The following is a 17,768-nucleotide window of genomic DNA, read 5'->3' on the forward strand; positions in this document are numbered from 1 at the left end:
TAAAGATAGGGGTAATTACACAACTTTATCTTCTAACAGGATAGAAAATACCTTACATTTAATAGATAAAACACTATAGACATGAAGACCTTTGTAAGCGCTATTTCCTTAAAAGAATATCCGATTAGCGAACAAATTCCGGTTAAAACAATTCGAAAATCCATTATGGATCTTATTCATAAGGAACATCCAGAAATAAATTCGAAAAAGTCTATTTCTGTTTCCGAACTTAATCTATATCGGCAAAAATACCTATCGGACTATCTCATACATGAGGTGGGAGAATTGACCACCTTGGAAGAGGACGTTCTTAAAACGATAGAGCAGGAAAAAATAATTACTACTCAGACGGAAGGGTTGAATGTAGCAACAGACTATTCCTATGGTCAACGCTTGGCGGACAAGGTGGCTAGCTTTGGTGGCAGCTGGAGGTTCATAATTCTGTTTGGCATTTTTATTATCATATGGATGGTCATCAATATTGTTTTCCTATTGGATAAAGGATTTGACCCCTACCCTTTTATTCTGCTTAATTTAATTCTGTCCTGTTTGGCAGCTTTACAGGCTCCGGTAATCATGATGAGCCAAAATAGGCAGGAGGAAAAGGATAGGGAGCGTGCCAAACAAGATTATATGGTCAATTTAAAAGCAGAACTGGAAATTCGCGTCCTGCACGAAAAATTGGACCACCTTATTATGCATCAACAACAGGAACTATTGAACATACAGCAAATTCAGGTAGAAATGATGGAAGACATCATGAAGCAAATAAAAGGTCAACAGAAAACCTAGTTGTTATCGCTGCAATAATCACATCTCAAAATTTTATACAGAATTTTAGTCGAGGATTGAAGTTATTTTGTATTTTTTGAAAACCTATAAACCCATCAAATAAATAAACTAACCATGGATACCAAAATTTTCAACATCAACAGAAGACATTTTTTAAAAGGGGCTGCGGCATCCCTGGCACTCTCCTCTTTTGGATCCTATGGCATGGAACTTATTTATAGGGATAAACCGCTTCGTGTTGGACTTATTGGTACGGGTTGGTATGGAAAAAGCGATCTTTTTAGGCTTATGCAAGTCACCAAAGTGGATGTGGTATCTATCTGTGATGTGGACGACAATTTACTAAAAGAAGCAGCAAACCTCATCAGTCTTAGACAGACTTCTGGAAAAACCCCGAGAACTTATAGGGATTATAGAAAAATGCTCGCAGAAAAAGATTTGGATATTGTGCTTATTGGTACCCCCGATCATTGGCATGCACTGCAGGCCATTGAGGCCTTAAAATCCGGGGCCCATGTTTATGTGCAAAAGCCAATAAGTGTTGATGTAATGGAGGGTGAAGCTATGGTAGCTGCCGCCAGAAAATATAACAGGGTAGTTCAGGTAGGAACCCAGCGTAAGAGTACCCCGCATCTTATAGATGCGAAAAAAAATATAGTGGACGCAGGCTTATTGGGAAAAATTTCCCATGTGGAAATGTGTTGCTATTACCATATGAGGGCCAATGGCAATCCTCCTATAGAAAAGGTTCCTGATTTTTTGGATTATGAAATGTGGACCGGACCCGCTCCCCTGCGTCCTTATGATGGAATTCCCCACAGACGATGGTGGCGAACCTTTATGGAATACGGCAATGGCATTATGGGCGATATGTGCGTGCATATGTTGGATACCGTAAGGTGGATGCTAGAGTTGGATTGGCCAAAAAGAATAAGTTCTACAGGGGGAATCTATGTACAAAAAGACGGGAAATCCAATATTGCCGATACCCAAACCGCCATCTTTGAATATGAGGAACTCAACTGCGTATGGCAACATAGAAGTTGGGGAACCCCTGCAGACCCGGATTACCCATGGTCGTTTAAACTTTATGGGGAGAAAGGCACATTGTCCGGAAGCACCATGAGATATGATTTTGTTCCGCATGGGGGTGGGGAAAAGATCCATATGGACGTTATTTATGAAAAAGAAAAATATCCAGAGGACCTCACCGAAAAGGATATAGAACTAAATGCTGCTCCTGCGACCAGATTACATATGTTGGATTTCCTTGCGGCCATTGATAAAGGAACTTTGCCTATTGCCGATATCCGGGAAGGACATGTATCCACGGCAAGCTGCATTTTGGCCAATATGGCTATGGCCATCGGAAGACCGTTGATCTATGACCCTAAAAATATTGTGGTAGTAAATGATGCGGAGGCAACGGCGCTTTTACAAAGGGATTATCGTGCCCCTTGGAAACATCCTCATCCCAATGATTTTAGATAGAATTATACTGGTTCACAACGAGTTGTAACTAATAAATATTTAATCCAAAATTCGCCCATCCTCCATCTGGATGATGCGATCGGTTCGTTTGGCAAAGTCCTCGTCATGCGTCACGATCAAAAGGGAGAGTCCTTCCTCCTCCTTTAGCCGTTTAAATATACTGAAGACATTTTCGGAATTATGGCTATCCAAATTCCCAGTAGGTTCGTCGCCCATCAGAATAGAAGGATTGTTTATTAACGCCCTTGCTATGGCCACACGTTGTTTTTCTCCACCGGATATCCTTGATGCCCTTTGGTGGGCCAACTTTTCAATGTCCAACATTCTTAGTTTCTCCATTGCATCATGTTCTATTTCCGCTAGGGACTTCTCAGCCAATTTTTTGGCCGGTAGCATCACATTTTCCAGAACACTAAACTCCGACAACAAATAATGAAATTGGAACACGAATCCAATATTCTTATTTCGGATTTGGGACAGTTTGCTATGTTTTTGACCCGTAATCAACTCGTTGTTCAAAAATAGTTCTCCGGTATAATCCGTATCCATGGTAGACAGAATATAAAGCAGGGTAGACTTCCCTGATCCAGATTTACCCATGATAGAGGCAAATTCGCCCTTTTTTATGCTGAAAGAAATATCCTTTAGCACATGAAATTTCACAGGCTTTTCAAAGTATTTATTGATATTTTTAGTCTCTAAAACGAAGTCCATTTTTCTAGGTTAAGTTCCCCTAATAATTCGCACAGGGTCTATGCGCTTTGCTTTGTTGGAAGGCAACCAACCGGCAACGAAAGTCGAAATCAGTGCAAAGGAAATGCCGATGATATAATACCAAATATTATAGTTTATGGGATAGGTGGTAATGGTTGGCAACGCCTCGGTTTCGAAAGCCACGTTATCTATTAGTTTGGAAAGAACAAATCCAACAAATAGCCCGAGAATTCCTCCTACTGCCCCAATGATCATGGCCTGACTCATAAATATAAGTTGTACATCGGTACCCGAAAACCCTGTAGCCTTTAATATGGCGATATCCTTCATTTTTTCATAAATAAGCATATTTAGGATATTATAGATTCCAAAACCCGCAACAATCAATAATGTAATGGAAACGGCATAAGTAATAAGGTTACGGATATTGGATCCGGTTTCAAATTGTGCATTGGCCTCATTGATACTGGTCGCCTTTACTTGAAACTTTTTACCCAAACTACTTGCCATGGCCGTGGCTTCGTTAATATCATACAATTTTACATTGATATCGGTGACGTAGTTCTGAGCCTCCCCCAAAATACGTTGAACCGTCTTTAGATTGGCATAACTTTGAATATTATCTATATCCGCAATACCACTTTGGTATATCCCCACAATTTTTAGTGGAAAAACATCTCCCTTTATGGTGCTGACCTGTACACGATCCCCTTCTTTTAGCGACATTTTTTTGGCAAGTCCTGCTCCTAAAAGTATTCCATTTTCACTGTTTTTTAAATCCTGTGCTGTTCCCTCTACTATATAATCGTCAATATTAGAGAGTCTTGCCTCTTCCATAATATCCACTCCTACCAAGTTCCCCCCTAATTCTATAGATCCCGAAAGATAAAAGATCTGTGCCCTAAGTTGGGGTGTTGCTCCATAAACCTTTTTGTCCTTTTTTAGATAATTCAAGATGGGTAGACCATTATGGATCTTCTTCTGACTTTGTTTTGGCTTAATGGAATTAACCACATTAAAGGCATCCTCAAATTCCTGGTATAGGGCAATGGGCTGCTTTTCTGAAGGCTCTATCTCATTGTAGATATGGATATGGGGCGTTTGGTTTAAAATAAGGCTATCCAGCATTTCATTGAGCCCCGTCATAAAACTAACCAAAGTAATATAGGCCCCAATACCAAAGGTAACCCCTAGGGAAGCGGTGACCGTAGATTTCATCTTTGTGAGCAGATGGGTTTTGGCGATGTTCAATATGACCCTCCAGTTGATCATTCTTCAGGTTTTAAAATTTCCGTGGTCTCATTGATACCATTTATAATTTCTACGCGGTCCAAATTCTGCAGTCCGGGAATAACGTCAACAAGTCCGTCCGGGGTCTTTACCTTGTTCCCCTCCAACAAATATTCCTTAGGAATGGTCAAGACACTTTCCTTTTCAGAAATAATTATATTTCCTTCCCCTGCCAAACCCGGGTAAAGTGCTTTTGGTGGATTGATAAAAATGGCCTCTGCCTTAAACGTCTGTGAGCGTTCATCCTTTTTGGGATAAATTTTGCTTACTTTGGCATCAAAGACCTTATCCCCATAAGCATCCAAAGTAATAAGGGCTTTTTGGCCCACCTGAAGTTTTACGATATCCACTTCGTCTATCAACAATTCAATTATAAAATCCGTAGCACTGCCCACGGATGCCAAAGGCTCCATAGTATTTACTATTTCCCCAGGGTTCTTGTACAAGGCGTACACCTTTCCGCTGATCTTGCTACTAACGGTAAAATCTTTGGTAGTAAGCTGCGAGGTATTATAATTGTTGAGCGCTTGCTGCACTTGGGTAGAAAGTTCGTTCTTGGTCTGGACATACTTATTTTTAAGTTGCTTTAAATTATTCCCTGAAATTTCATAGGCAAGTTTTCGGTTCTCATACTCCACTTTTGAACCAATATTTTGATCCCAAAGCCTCTTTTGCCTCAAATAATTTATGGAATCGTTTTTAAAGGACAAGGTTGCCGATTGGATCTCATCTTCCAACGAACTTAAAACCGCCGAACTTCCATTATAATTTGCCTGTGCTAATTCTAGGGTCAATCGGGCATTCTCCGTATTAAGCTTTGGGGTACTGTTCACGATTTGAATTATTGGTGTACCCTGACTTACCAAATCCCCTTCTTCCAACAAATTACGATCCAAAATGCCCGCTACAGGGGCATAAGCCTGATACAGACTATCTGGCTGCACGGTTACGGAAGCATAGACCGATTCGGTTAAATGGATTTTAGTGGGAAATATCTTTTCTTCTTTGTCTCCGCAGGATAACAAAAGAAATAGACAATGGATCAAAATAATATTCCTCATAGACAATAGTAACTAAGATAGCCCAAAATAAAGGGAAATATACATTAAAGAATATGAGGAAAATCATATACGTACTTCGTCTTTATTAATCTTGCCTGCTTAAAATAAGAATGTCGTGTTTGAAAAATAAACACTGGTATTGGCCTACTTGGCTTGGTTACAACGCTCCAAAAAAAAAACTAATTACCAGCATTTCCATACTGATATACCCAATTATTTCCTTCTTAAAGGATTGTAACCAACCCATAGAAAAAGGACATTCATATAGCGCCTATATAATCCCAACGCTATAAAAATGTCCTTGAACCAAATTTAGGATTTATTCCTACCTATTATTTATAAAAGGTAGGGTCTTTTGTTAATCCTAAAGAAATTTCCCTGTTTCATCCATCTTTACCCTCAACATTTTATCCCCGTTTTCCAATTTAACCTTATAGGTTTTCTTAGCTCCTGTGGCATCGGTAAAGGAGACCAAATAAATATCTTTGGTAATAACCCATTCAGGAAAACGATCTGCAATGGCCTTCTTTACAGCGGTAGGCAGATTAATGTCCTTAAACTTTTCAGCTGTACGCAATAACTTCCCTTCGCCATCATAAGCGGCAAGAATTTTACCTTCGGGAATAAAAAACGTAATGTTGTAAAGGTCATAATCGTCCTGATAAAATTCGGAGCTTTTAACATCATAGGTCGCCACCTTTTGCTGCAATAGCTTCACTGGTATGGAGGCTAGCTCCCCAGTGTTTATATCGTTAAGATACTTATAATTGGTAGCATAGACCGTTACCTCCGATAGTTCTACCGTAGGAATAATTTGAGAAAAGGCTTGGGTGGTTAGTCCAAAAGCTAATAAACCAAATAGAATTTTTTTCATGATCATTAAGTTTAAAAATTAATTAGTGTTAACATGGATTTTCGTTGTCCATTGGTAGCAAATTATTCCAACTTCAAGGCTTCTACAATGACCTAAGTCATTCTGCTACATTTAATTAAGAAAACCCCCACACCCACAAGTCAGAACTGACCAATATCATATTTTACCAGCTTAGAAGGAACTAGATTTGATCTTATCAAGGATTTATGCGAAATGCCTTATAGGGGATTCCATAGAACTGTCACAGAATAGTTTAAAGATTATAAAGCGGAATATGACAAATTTGACCACTAGCGAAAGTATTCGTTTACTAAAAGGCAACTACACCGGACACTTGGGATATATATATCAGGATAAGCCTTATGTCCTCCCTATAACCTATTATTATGACAAGGATGATCATTCCCTAATAAGTTATTCAGCAGACGGACATAAGATAGATGCCATGCGTGAGAATACTGCGGTAACATTACTGGTAGAGGAAGTAAAATCATCCAATAATTGGCAATCGGTTATGGCCCATGGCACCTATGAAGAACTTCAAGGAACCGATGCCAAATTTAAGTTGCATCAATTTACAGAAGGGGTAAAAGGTCTTATCCTAGAGAAAGAGCATCGGGAAACCGAATTTATTAGTGAATTTTCAAGCAAATTGTACTCTCGAGGGATTCCGACGGTATATCGTATCAAAATAGTAGAGATTACTGGAAAAAGAAAAGAGACCTAGATAAGTAATCGACAAGGTTAGTTTCCCCAATTTTCCAGCCATTTCCCAAAATGTGAAACTTCCATTTTTTTGAACCACTCAATTCACAGCCCATGGCCAAGTCAATAGCACCTTTTTGGACCAAATATAGTGATGAAGTGGTCGAGGAGCTGAATTCAAATCCTGAAAAGGGACTTACCCAAGAGGAAATAAAAATACGTACGGAGAAGGCGGGCGCTATTACCCTCGCCCCTAATTCACATGTATCAGATTTTTGGCTTCTATTCAATCAGTTTAGAAGTCCTTTTATGGCACTGCTATTATTTGCAGATATCCTTTCCTTTTTTTTAGGAGAACATGTGGATGCCATCATTATATTCTGCATCATTATTTTAAGTGGGGTACTAAGCTTTTGGCAAGAAAGAGGGGCACAAAACATAGTCAGAGAATTATTGGCAATGGTAAAAGTGACCGCCAAAGTATTACGGGATGGCACCCAACAATCCATCGATTTGGAAAAAGCAGTTCCCGGAGATATAGTTATTCTATCCGCTGGTGATGTTGTGCCTGCCGACTGCCTAATCATTGAAGCCAATGACCTCTTCGTGAATGAAGCAATGTTGACAGGGGAGCCCTATCCGGAGGAAAAAAAGTTAGGAAAATTGCCTGTGGACACCAGCTTAAAAGATCGCTACAATTGCTTATTCAAAGGAACCCATATAACCAGTGGTTTTGCTAAAGCTATTGTCGTATTGACGGGAAAAGACACGGAATTTGGCAAAATTGCAGAAAAGATAAAACCCAATAAAGTAGAAACAGAATTCGAAAGAGGATTGCGAAAGTTTGGCTATATGCTTATGGAGATTGCTCTTATGCTTGCCCTTATTATTTTTGCAGTCAATGTCTATTTCGAGAAGCCGTTTATAGATTCCCTCCTTTTCTCCCTAACCCTGGCCATAGGGGTTACTCCTTTTTTATTACCCGCCATTGTAAGTATAAATTTAGCCTATGGTGCCAGACATATGGCCTCACAAAAAGTAATCGTCAAGCGATTGGTGTCCATTGAAAATTTTGGCAGCATGAATATCTTCTGTTCCGATAAAACCGGGACCCTTACTTCTGGTGAAATTCACATACATGACTATTTGGATACCAATGGTATAAAAAATGAAAAGATTATGGATATGGCATATTTAAATGCCATCTACCAAACAGGCTATGCCAACCCAATAGATAAAGCTATAAAATAACAACACAAGTTGGATTTGACCAACTACAAAAAATTGGATGAAGTCCCCTTCGACTTTACGCGTAAACGGCTTAGTATTCTTGTGGAACAAAATGGTTCCCAATTCATAATTACAAAGGGAACTTTTAAAAAAGTAATGGAAGTCTGCACCTATGTGGATAACAATGGCAGCATAGAAGCTATTGAATCCTACCGAAAAAAAATTAATACCCTTTTCGAAGAATCCACTAAAAAGGGACTTCGAATTATTGCTTTGGCCTATAAACCTTTGGAGGAAAAAATTATAGATCGTTCCATAGAGAAAGAAATGACCTTTTTAGGCATGATTTTCTTGGATGACCCGGTAAAGGCCGGAGTGGTTGACTCAGTAAAACAAATGAGAACCCTGGGCATTACTCTCAAGATCCTTACCGGCGATAATAAAAATGTAAGTCTCTTCGTAGGAAAACAGTTGGGCATCAGCGAAAAAAAGGTATTGACCGGGGCCGATCTAAATAAATTGGATGATATCGCTTTAATAAAAAAGGTAAATGAAATAGACATTTTTGCTGAACTGGAACCAAGTCATAAGGAAAGAATTGTAAATCTACTTTCAAAATCCGGTAATGTGGTAGGTTATATTGGCGATGGGGTCAATGATGTGTCTGCCATTCAGGCTGCTGATGTAGGAATTTCCGTTGAGAACGCGGTTGATGTAGCCAAAAACACCGCAGACTTTATATTGCTGGAAAAAGAACTTAAAGTCTTGATAAATGGTATTATAACCGGTAGGAAAACTTTTGTCAACACCATCAAATATATTTTTATGACCACCAGTGCCAATTTTGGCAATATTACTAGCATGGCCATAATCTCCATGTTTTTGCCATTCCTGCCCTTGCTTCCGAAACAAATTTTGGCAACAAATTTTATATCGGATTTTCCAGCAATGACCATACCATCAGATAATGTGGATGACGACTGGATAGCTATGCCAAAAAAATGGAACCTTAAGTTCATTAAAAAATTTATGATTCGTTTTGGTTTGCTAAGCTCATGTTTCGACTTTCTGACATTTGCTATTTTAATATATATCACCAAAAGTGATCAGGAACATTTTAGATCTGGCTGGTTTATGGTAACCATTCTAACAGAATTTGTGGTTTTATGGGTGCTACGTTCCAAAAAAGTATTCTATAAAAGTAAACCTGGAAAATTCTTATTGTTTACCACCTTAGGCATGTTTATCCTGGGAATAGGATTGCCCTACACTCCTTTGGGGAAAATATTGGAACTTTCGGTATTATCACTTCAAACCGTGCTCATGCTTATGGGTGTGGTGGTATTATATGGTATAGCAAATGAAATCCTAAAAAAATATTTTTATAGGACGATTCACTTTTGAAGGCGATTATGGAGACACACGATATAACCTACTACGTTGCACATTACTCCTATCTAGGAATCTTTATTTGGTTCTTTATAATCGACCAACTAACCCCAATTCCAGAAGAATTGGTTTTGGTAACCGTTGGTTATCTCACGCATACAGACATAGCTAACCCAATCTTTGCGGGAATAGCGGCCCTCCTGGGACTAATGGTAGTAGACAACATTTATTTTTATTTGGCCTTCACAGGAAATAAATGGACACAAAAATTACAACAAAAGAAGAGGGCGCAAATCTTAAAAAAATTTCAGGATAAATTGAAAAAGCATCAGGTCCGCACTTTGCTAATTATTGCCTTTATTCCCAAAGTACGATTTTTTGGCCCCATCCTTGCCGGACTTGGTAAAATGCATTACCGTAATTTTTTTCTCGTAAACATGATGGGTTCCTTAGCATATGTTTCAGTTTATATTTGCTTGGGTTTTTTCTTCCACAGTGCCATGGAAAAACTAATAAATCAGGTCGATATTGTTCGCCATTCCGTTTTTGGCGGCATTATACTCCTCATGGCTGTTATAATTAGTGTTTTAGTAAGTAAGTGGTTGTCAAAGTGAGATGTTCTTAATACTACTCTGCAAACCTAAATGGGAAGGTTTACCAAAACAAACTTAACTTCAATTTAAAGTGGTCAGCTATTTACAGTTAAAGTGCCCTACAACTACGTAATTCATATATTTATCGACAGCTTTTCCTTTTAAATTCTTTAACAAAAATATCTCCAATCGCATACTGTTAGGAACTGATCAATATCATTTTATACCACGCAGGATTGGGTGATATTGGTTATCGAATTGATATGTTCAAAAAACGCAATAATCTAGCAGATGAAAAACTACATAAAACACTTTAACGAAATAGATATAAACGATGTGCCCGAAGTAGGAGGCAAAAATGCCTCATTGGGTGAAATGTACCAGAAACTGACCTTAACGGGTGTACAGGTACCTGACGGATTTGCCACCACCTCTGACGCCTACTGGCTTTTCCTGAAAGAAGGGCAATTAAAGGAATCCATATTCGCCGAAATTGCAAAATTGGATAAGAAAGATTTTTCAAATTTACGGGAAGTAGGGAGTGCTATAAGAACAAGCATAGCCAAAGCGGATTTTCCACAAGCCATCAAATCTTCCCTTGAAAAAGGATATAATGTACTAGTTAAAAAATACGGTAACCAGATTTCCTTGGCGGTCCGCAGTAGTGCTACGGCAGAAGACCTTCCCAACGCCAGTTTTGCAGGACAACAGGAAACTTATCTCAATGTAAAGGGGTTTGATGAATTGATAGCCGCCTGTCATAAATGTTATGCTTCCCTGTTTACAGATAGGGCCATAAAATATCGCGAAGACAATCATTTTGACCAGACAAAGGTAGCGCTATCCATAGGCGTTCAGTTAATGGTGCGCTCGGATCTGGCCTGTTCCGGAGTAAATTTCACCTTAGATCCGGACACCGGTTTTGATAAGGTAGTTCTTGTCTCCAGTATTTGGGGCCTAGGTGAAAATATAGTTCAGGGAAGTGTAAATCCCGACGAATACTTTGTGTATAAACCTAGTTTGAAAAATAGCATTCGCCAACCCATAATTTCCAGAAAATTAGGCAGCAAGGAAAAAACCATGATTTACGATAGCTCGGGCAGTGGTACCCTTAACCTAGATACCAAAATAGAAAAACAGGAAATATTTGTACTTACCGATGCCGAAGTGATAAAACTTGCACAATGGTCCATGATCATTGAAGAGCATTATGGACGTCCAATGGATATAGAATGGGCAAAGGACGGACTGACCAATGAATTGTTTATAGTCCAGGCCAGACCGGAGACAGTGCAAAGTGCAAAAAAGGACAAACTTAAAATCAGTACCTATACCTTACTGGAAAAAGGTAAGGAAATTACTAGAGGAATGGGTCTGGGCAACAAAATATCGGCTGGGAAAGCACGGATTATACATAGTCCATTAGAATCCGATAAGCTTCAACCAGGAGAAATTCTTGTCACCGAAAAGACAGATCCCGATTGGGATCCCATCCTTAAAAAAGCGGCCGGCATCATTACGGACCAAGGGGGACGCACAAGTCACGCAGCCATAGTTGCCCGTGAGGTAGGTGCTGCCGCCATTGTTGGCACTCTTAATGCTACAAAAACAATAAAGGATGGCCAGGATATTACCATTTCCTGTGCGGATGGGGATACTGGTGTAGTGTACGATGGATTACTGAAATGGGATGAAAAAACAGTGGATATTAAATCACTTAAAAAACCCGCAACCCAACCCATGCTCATTTTGGCAGATCCAGAGCAGGCGTTCAAACTATCATTTTATCCCACTTCCGGCGTTGGTCTTATGCGATTGGAATTTGTCATCAATAATTCCATACAAATTCATCCGATGGCCTTAAAACATTTTGACCACCTGAAAGATGCTTCGGCCAAAGCGCTTATTGAAAAACTTACCCACCACTACCCTGACAAGGCCGATTATTTTGTGCATAAACTGGCAGAGGGCATTGCCACCATTGCAGCCGCCTTTTATCCCAAAGATGTTATTGTGCGTACCAGTGATTTTAAATCCAATGAATATGCCAATTTAATAGGTGGTAAGGAATTTGAACCATTGGAGTCCAACCCCATGATTGGTTTTAGGGGAGCATCACGCTACTATCATCCCAAATATCAAGAAGCCTTTGAATTGGAGTGCAAGGCCATGAAAATGGTCAGGGAGGATATGGGTTTTAATAATGTTAAGATTATGATTCCCTTCTGCCGCACCCTTAAGGAAGCAGAAAAAGTAATTGACCTTATGGCAGATTACGGATTGAAAAGGGCTGAAAACGGCTTACAGCTCTACATGATGACCGAAATTCCTAACAACGTAATTCTGGCTGAAGAATTCGCACATTTTTTTGATGGCTTCTCCATCGGTTCCAACGACCTTACCCAATTAACCTTGGGCGTGGATAGAGATTCAGAACTCTTAAGCGATATTTTTGATGCCAATGATCCGGGAGTGAAAAAAATGATCGCTATGGTCATTGCTTCCGCGCATAAAACGAATACAAAAATTGGACTCTGCGGACAGGCTCCCAGTGATTATCCCGAGTTTGCCCAATTTCTTGTAGAAAAAGGAATTAATTCCATATCCTTTAATCCGGATGCACTCATTGAAGGAATCAAGAATATCAATTTGGCAGAGCAAAGTAAAATCAGCTTTGGAATGGCGGAAAGTAGTAATTAATGTGATAAAAACCATTAAGACCTAGATCGCCAGTTTAGGTTCTAAACCAGTTTTTTTTGAAATAAATCACAATATTTAATGACTTATCGCGCTAAGCAAAAAATTATTTTTATGATTGCATAATTTCCTCATATTCAATCTACATTTTCCGTAACTTAGGTATACGAACAACAAGGTATGTTCTTACTTCCCCTTTTAACCTTAATTCTTTAGAAAATGCAAAGAAATAGCTTTATCGTAGCGCTATCTGCGCTGACTACATTGCCTTTGTTATCTTTTTCGTCCATAGAAGATGTTATTGGAAGAAAAGTCAAAGGCTTTAAGGTTAAGGCTGGCGAAGGCAGAATACACGGGCACATAACCTTGAAAGGAGTAAACTCCAATATTTTGGATGTCAAAATATCCGGTAGTGATACCGATAAGGACCTGGCCATTTTTGAACAAACCTCGCTTACACCAGGAAAAGGGACCCCTTTGCATGTACACCACTTCCAAGATGAAATGTTTTATGTCCTAGAGGGTAGCTACTACTTTAAGGTTGGGGAAGAAACTTTTGATCTAAATGTTGGGGACAGCATATTTTTGCCCAAAAAAGTGCCACATGCTTGGACCCAAGTCTCGGAAAGAGGTAAAATGCTTGTCATCTTTCAACCCGCTGGCAAAATGGAGAATTTTTTTGTAGCCGTATCCCAATTAGACCACGAACCCAGTCCCAAAGAAATGGAACATTTATTTGCGGATAATGAAATGAAGATAGTTGGACCACCCCTTAAAATTAAATGACCAACCTATCTGGGCATTTGGAAAAAATTAAAATGCCTGGTTCTTGGCCCGTATGCTCGTAAACCTACACATACTCAAAATTATAATTTTAGCGCTAAAATAATATGGTATTTGCCATAAGTATAATGATTAATATCATATTAGATCACCTTCATAATTACTTCCTTTGGGATTGCAATTAGAACACCTATGCGTGGTCTGTAATCCAAAAAATGAAAGTAGCGGTTTTTAATACACATAAATTTGAGAAGGAATATTTAATCAAGGCCAATGCAAATAGACATAATTTAAAATTATTGGATTCCTATCTTACCCTAGATACTACAGTTTTGGCCGAAGATTGTGAAGGTATTTGCATCTTCACACAGGACAACGGCTCTGCTCCTGTTTTGGACAAGCTCCATGAAATGGGGGTTAAATATATTGCATTACGATCAGCTGGATATAACAACGTAGATATAGCCCATGCTAAATCCTTAGGTCTGAGGGTTGTCCGGGTACCGGACTATTCCCCCAATGCCATCGCCGAATTTACTGTAGCCATAATCTTGGCCTTGAACCGTAAATTGATACGAAGCCATTACCGCATTATGGAAATGAATTTTTCGCTAGACGGCTTGGTAGGCTTTGATATGCACGGAAAAACCGTGGGAATTATCGGTACCGGAAAAATTGGAAGAATCGTAGCTAAAATTCTACATGGTTTTGGATGTCATATTCTGGCTTACGATGCCATGAAAGACCAAAGCCTGGTAGAAGAATGCAAGGCCACCTATACCGATTTGGATACCTTGTGCAGCCAATCCGATATTATTTCCTTACATGTCCCTTTGATGGAACAAACACATTATCTAATAAACGAAGCCCAGATTGCCAAAATGAAAAAGGGGGTAATGCTAATCAATACCGGTAGAGGGGGATTGGTAAATACCCAAGATGTTATTAACGGCCTTAAATCCCAACAAATTGGCTATTATGGAATGGATGTTTATGAAGAGGAAGAAGGCTTATTTTTTGAAGACCATTCCGAAGATATACTTCAGGACGATATGATAGCGCGTTTAATGACCCTCAGAAATGTAATGATTACCAGCCACCAGGCTTTTTTAACAGATACCGCCCTAGGCAATATTGCACAAACCACCTTTGAAAATCTGGATTGCCTGGAGCAAGGCCTTCCTTGTAAAAATGAAGTCCTTTAAATTAATGATAAATGGGAAAATTGATTCTTATAAGACATGGACAAAGTCTTTGGAACTTGGAAAACATCTTCACAGGTTGGACCAATATTGACCTTTCACCACAAGGAAAGGAGGAAGCTAAAAATGCTGGCGAAATCATTAAACGCAATAAAATAAACATCGATATATGTTTTGCTTCCTATCTTAAAAGGGCCATACGCACGGCCTGGATCGTTTTGGACAATTGTGAACAAATGCATGTAGATACCTACTATCATTGGAAACTAAACGAAAGGCACTACGGTGATTGGCAGGGTAAAAATAAGGACGAGACCTTAAAAGAGGTGGGCGAAAAAAAATATTGGGCCATAAGGCGCGGATATTATGAGTCTCCTCCGAAGTTGGGTCCCAACAACAAACTACATCCTAAATTCGACCCGAACTACAAAAATGTAGACCCGGCAGTCTTGCCATCGGGGGAATCGCTAGAGGACAGCTCAAAAAGAGTCGTCAATTATTATTTCGAAGCAATAGTTCCCAATTTGGTACAAGGTAAGACGGTCATGATTTCGGCACATGGTAATTCCCTACGTGCCCTTATTGGCTACATTTGTAATATTCCTTCTATAGATATAGCCGGTTTAGAAGTACCCACTGGCGTACCACATATATATGAATTTGACGGCAACCAAAATTTAATGGAACATCACAAATTAGAATAACACCATTTAAGTCGAATAAATGGGAAAACATAAAATTCAATCAACATGCTCAAAAAAATAGTAACACTTACCTTAAATCCTGTAATAGATAAAAGTGTCTCGGTAGCAGGTATCAGCCCCAATACCAAACTACGCTGTACCTCACCCACTTACGATGCGGGAGGTGGTGGCATCAATGTATCCCGTGCCCTTAAAAAATTGGGAGAGAAATCACTCTGCATGTATCTGGCAGGCGGACCTACAGGAGAACATTTAAGGCAAATTTTGGACAAGGCAGGTATTGATCAAATGGTAGTGTCCATTAAGGGATGGACAAGGGATAATCTTGCTGTTACCGATACCACTACCAACTTACAATACCGCTTTGGAGTGCCGGGACCACAGGTTGAAAAGGAAGAGTGGGAAGCCCTACTAATAAAATTGGAAAAGAATCTGGAAGAAGGAGATTACTTGGTGGCCAGCGGTAAATTACCTCCGGGAATGCCGGATGATTTCTACGTTCTGGTGGCCGAAATAGCCAAAAGTAAAAAAGTGCACTTTATTTTGGACACTTCCGGGGAGGCATTGGCTAAGGCTACCAAATCCAGAGTATTTATGCTAAAGCCCAACCTAGGGGAACTAAGCACTTTGTGTGGTGTTACATCAATTTCAGCTATGGAATTGGAACCCCTTGCCAAAAAGTTTTTGAAGGAACATGATTGTGAGATACTTGTCGTATCCTTGGGTCCGAAAGGAGCCCTATTGGCCACCAAGGATCTCATAGAACATATACCAGCGCCCACAGTGCTGCAAAAAAGCACCATAGGGGCAGGTGATAGTATGGTGGCAGGTATGGTAGTTAGTTTGCTTAAAGGCAAATCCTATAGCGAAATGGCAAAATACGGGGTAGCTTGTGGTACTGCGGCTACCATGCATGAAGGTACCCAATTGTGCAACAAGGATGACGCCGATAATTTGTACAAATGGATCCTAGGACAAAAAAACACTTGAAAGTAAACCTTGGATTACTTAATTTGATTCAGAATAAATAACAGGAATAGAACATAACCATTTTATAAAAGATAGACTTTATGGACAATATTCAAAGATTTTCATTACCCGCCATCCATGAAGGGGAGATTCCCTTAGCTTTTATGAATACCAACATATCCCGGGATAAGGGAGTAATTTTGGCCGCCGATGTTGGAGGCACTAAAACAAATTTGGCCCTTTTTCAAATCCAGGACGGAGACATGGTTCCTTTGAAGGAAAAATCATATCCCACTAAAAAATATAAATCTTTTTTGGAGATGGTATCTAACTTCCATACGGACGACATGCCTAGGATAAATGGAATATGTCTAGGTGTTGCCGGACCCGTAATTCGGGGCAAGGTATATGGCACTAATTTTCCTTGGGCAATTGACAGCGAAGAAATTAGTAGGGAACTTCATATACGTTCTGTTTCATTGATCAACGATATGGAGGCCAATGCCTACGGACTGGCAGCGCTCCAAGAAAAAGACTTCGAAACACTTAAGTCCGGAACAAATATACCTGGCAATGCCGCACTTATATCTCCTGGTACGGGACTTGGGGAAGCAGGAATGTTCTGGGACGGATCGCACTACCACCCCTTTGCCTGTGAGGGTGGCCATTGCGATTTTAGTCCTCGTAATGAATTGGACATAGAAATTCTGCAACACTTCCAAAAAAAATATGAACATGTCAGCTGGGAAAGGTTGTTGTCAGGTCCCGGAATCATGGAACTATATGTATTCTTGAGGCAAATAAGTGGCATAAAGGAGCCACAATGGCTGAGTAATCAAATGTCCAAAGGCAATCCTTCTGCTATAATTACCGGGACGGCAATGGAAGGAAAAGATTCCGTTTGTGTTGAAACCTTGGATGTTTTTATTAGGTTCTTGGCTATAGAAGCGTCACAGCTTGCCCTAAAATTCAAGGCTACGGGTGGTATTTATATAGGTGGGGGCATCTTACCAAAAATAATAACAGGTATTAAAAGGGACGTATTCTACAACAACTTTGTACAATCGGGGCGGTTAAACGCACTCTTGGAAATGATACCGGTAAAGGTAATCCTTAATGAAAAAACGGCGCTTCTTGGGGCCGCTTATTACGGCGCTATGGCTCTGCAAGGGGATTAAAATGTGATGCTTTGCAGTTATCAAAATACAAGTAATGCATACTTCTATAGCATCAATCTAAAATTCCTTGCCTAAACCCCATTAACAAACAAGGGA

The 17,768-nt window shown here is 39.6% G+C and carries 16 protein-coding genes; 12 read left to right on the forward strand and 4 right to left on the reverse strand.

Features of this window, described 5'->3' with window-relative positions:
- Positions 1–81: 81 nt before the first annotated feature.
- Both LV92_RS16160 and LV92_RS16165 read left to right on the forward strand, forming a co-directional pair.
- The gene (locus LV92_RS16160; RefSeq protein WP_111624651.1) at positions 82–792 is read left to right on the forward strand and encodes a DUF1003 domain-containing protein; all 711 of its coding nucleotides are present in this window, start codon (positions 82–84) and stop codon (positions 790–792) included.
- A 114-nt stretch (positions 793–906) separates the two neighbouring features.
- Positions 907–2,283: a Gfo/Idh/MocA family oxidoreductase gene (locus LV92_RS16165; RefSeq protein ID WP_072861861.1), complete on the forward strand. Its 1,377-nt coding sequence runs from the start codon at positions 907–909 to the stop codon at positions 2,281–2,283.
- A gap of 39 nt (positions 2,284–2,322) precedes the next feature.
- Here LV92_RS16165 and LV92_RS16170 read toward each other — a convergent pair whose 3' ends face one another.
- The 4 genes from LV92_RS16170 to LV92_RS16185 form a co-directional block, all read right to left on the reverse strand.
- Positions 2,323–2,997 carry an ABC transporter ATP-binding protein gene (locus LV92_RS16170; protein ID WP_072861862.1) on the reverse strand — a complete coding sequence of 225 codons (675 nt, stop codon included), beginning with the start codon at positions 2,995–2,997 and terminating at the stop codon, positions 2,323–2,325.
- A gap of 9 nt (positions 2,998–3,006) precedes the next feature.
- A complete protein-coding gene (locus LV92_RS16175; RefSeq protein ID WP_111624652.1) occupies positions 3,007–4,269 on the reverse strand; it encodes an ABC transporter permease in 1,263 nt (420 codons plus the stop codon).
- Complete coding sequence (locus LV92_RS16180; protein ID WP_111624653.1) at positions 4,266–5,348, reverse strand: efflux RND transporter periplasmic adaptor subunit; 1,083 nt, start codon at positions 5,346–5,348, stop codon at positions 4,266–4,268. Before LV92_RS16180 ends, LV92_RS16175 begins: the two co-directional genes overlap by 4 nt.
- A gap of 364 nt (positions 5,349–5,712) precedes the next feature.
- On the reverse strand, positions 5,713–6,222 hold the full coding sequence (locus LV92_RS16185; RefSeq protein WP_072861865.1) for a nicotinate-nucleotide adenylyltransferase: 510 nt from the start codon (positions 6,220–6,222) through the stop codon (positions 5,713–5,715).
- 274 nt (positions 6,223–6,496) lie between these two features.
- Between LV92_RS16185 and LV92_RS16190 the strand changes: the two genes are divergently transcribed.
- From LV92_RS16190 to glk, 10 genes are all read left to right on the forward strand, one after another.
- Positions 6,497–6,949 carry a pyridoxamine 5'-phosphate oxidase family protein gene (locus LV92_RS16190; protein WP_072861866.1) on the forward strand — a complete coding sequence of 151 codons (453 nt, stop codon included), beginning with the start codon at positions 6,497–6,499 and terminating at the stop codon, positions 6,947–6,949.
- Between the two features lie 92 nt (positions 6,950–7,041).
- Entirely contained in the window at positions 7,042–8,178 is a 1,137-nt protein-coding gene (locus tag LV92_RS21920) for an HAD-IC family P-type ATPase (protein ID WP_211323005.1), read from the forward strand.
- 15 nt (positions 8,179–8,193) lie between these two features.
- Positions 8,194–9,561 carry an HAD-IC family P-type ATPase gene (locus LV92_RS21925; RefSeq protein ID WP_211323006.1) on the forward strand — a complete coding sequence of 456 codons (1,368 nt, stop codon included), beginning with the start codon at positions 8,194–8,196 and terminating at the stop codon, positions 9,559–9,561.
- Positions 9,562–9,569: 8 nt separating this feature from the next.
- Positions 9,570–10,160 carry a DedA family protein gene (locus LV92_RS16200; RefSeq protein WP_111624654.1) on the forward strand — a complete coding sequence of 197 codons (591 nt, stop codon included), beginning with the start codon at positions 9,570–9,572 and terminating at the stop codon, positions 10,158–10,160.
- 270 nt (positions 10,161–10,430) lie between these two features.
- Positions 10,431–12,839, forward strand: a complete 2,409-nt coding sequence (ppsA, locus tag LV92_RS16205; protein ID WP_111624655.1) for a phosphoenolpyruvate synthase — start codon at positions 10,431–10,433, stop codon at positions 12,837–12,839.
- Between the two features lie 216 nt (positions 12,840–13,055).
- A complete protein-coding gene (locus LV92_RS16210; RefSeq protein WP_111624656.1) occupies positions 13,056–13,622 on the forward strand; it encodes a cupin domain-containing protein in 567 nt (188 codons plus the stop codon).
- A gap of 212 nt (positions 13,623–13,834) precedes the next feature.
- A complete protein-coding gene (locus LV92_RS16215) occupies positions 13,835–14,824 on the forward strand; it encodes a 2-hydroxyacid dehydrogenase (RefSeq protein ID WP_111624657.1) in 990 nt (329 codons plus the stop codon).
- An 11-nt stretch (positions 14,825–14,835) separates the two neighbouring features.
- A complete protein-coding gene (locus LV92_RS16220; protein ID WP_111624658.1) occupies positions 14,836–15,525 on the forward strand; it encodes a 2,3-bisphosphoglycerate-dependent phosphoglycerate mutase in 690 nt (229 codons plus the stop codon).
- Positions 15,526–15,570: 45 nt separating this feature from the next.
- The gene (locus LV92_RS16225; protein WP_111624659.1) at positions 15,571–16,515 is read left to right on the forward strand and encodes a 1-phosphofructokinase family hexose kinase; all 945 of its coding nucleotides are present in this window, start codon (positions 15,571–15,573) and stop codon (positions 16,513–16,515) included.
- Between the two features lie 80 nt (positions 16,516–16,595).
- On the forward strand, positions 16,596–17,672 hold the full coding sequence (glk, locus tag LV92_RS16230) for a glucokinase (RefSeq protein WP_111624660.1): 1,077 nt from the start codon (positions 16,596–16,598) through the stop codon (positions 17,670–17,672).
- Positions 17,673–17,768: the final 96 nt, after the last annotated feature.

It is taken from the genome of Arenibacter echinorum (assembly GCF_003259375.1).
In the GTDB taxonomy this organism is placed as follows: domain Bacteria; phylum Bacteroidota; class Bacteroidia; order Flavobacteriales; family Flavobacteriaceae; genus Arenibacter; species Arenibacter echinorum.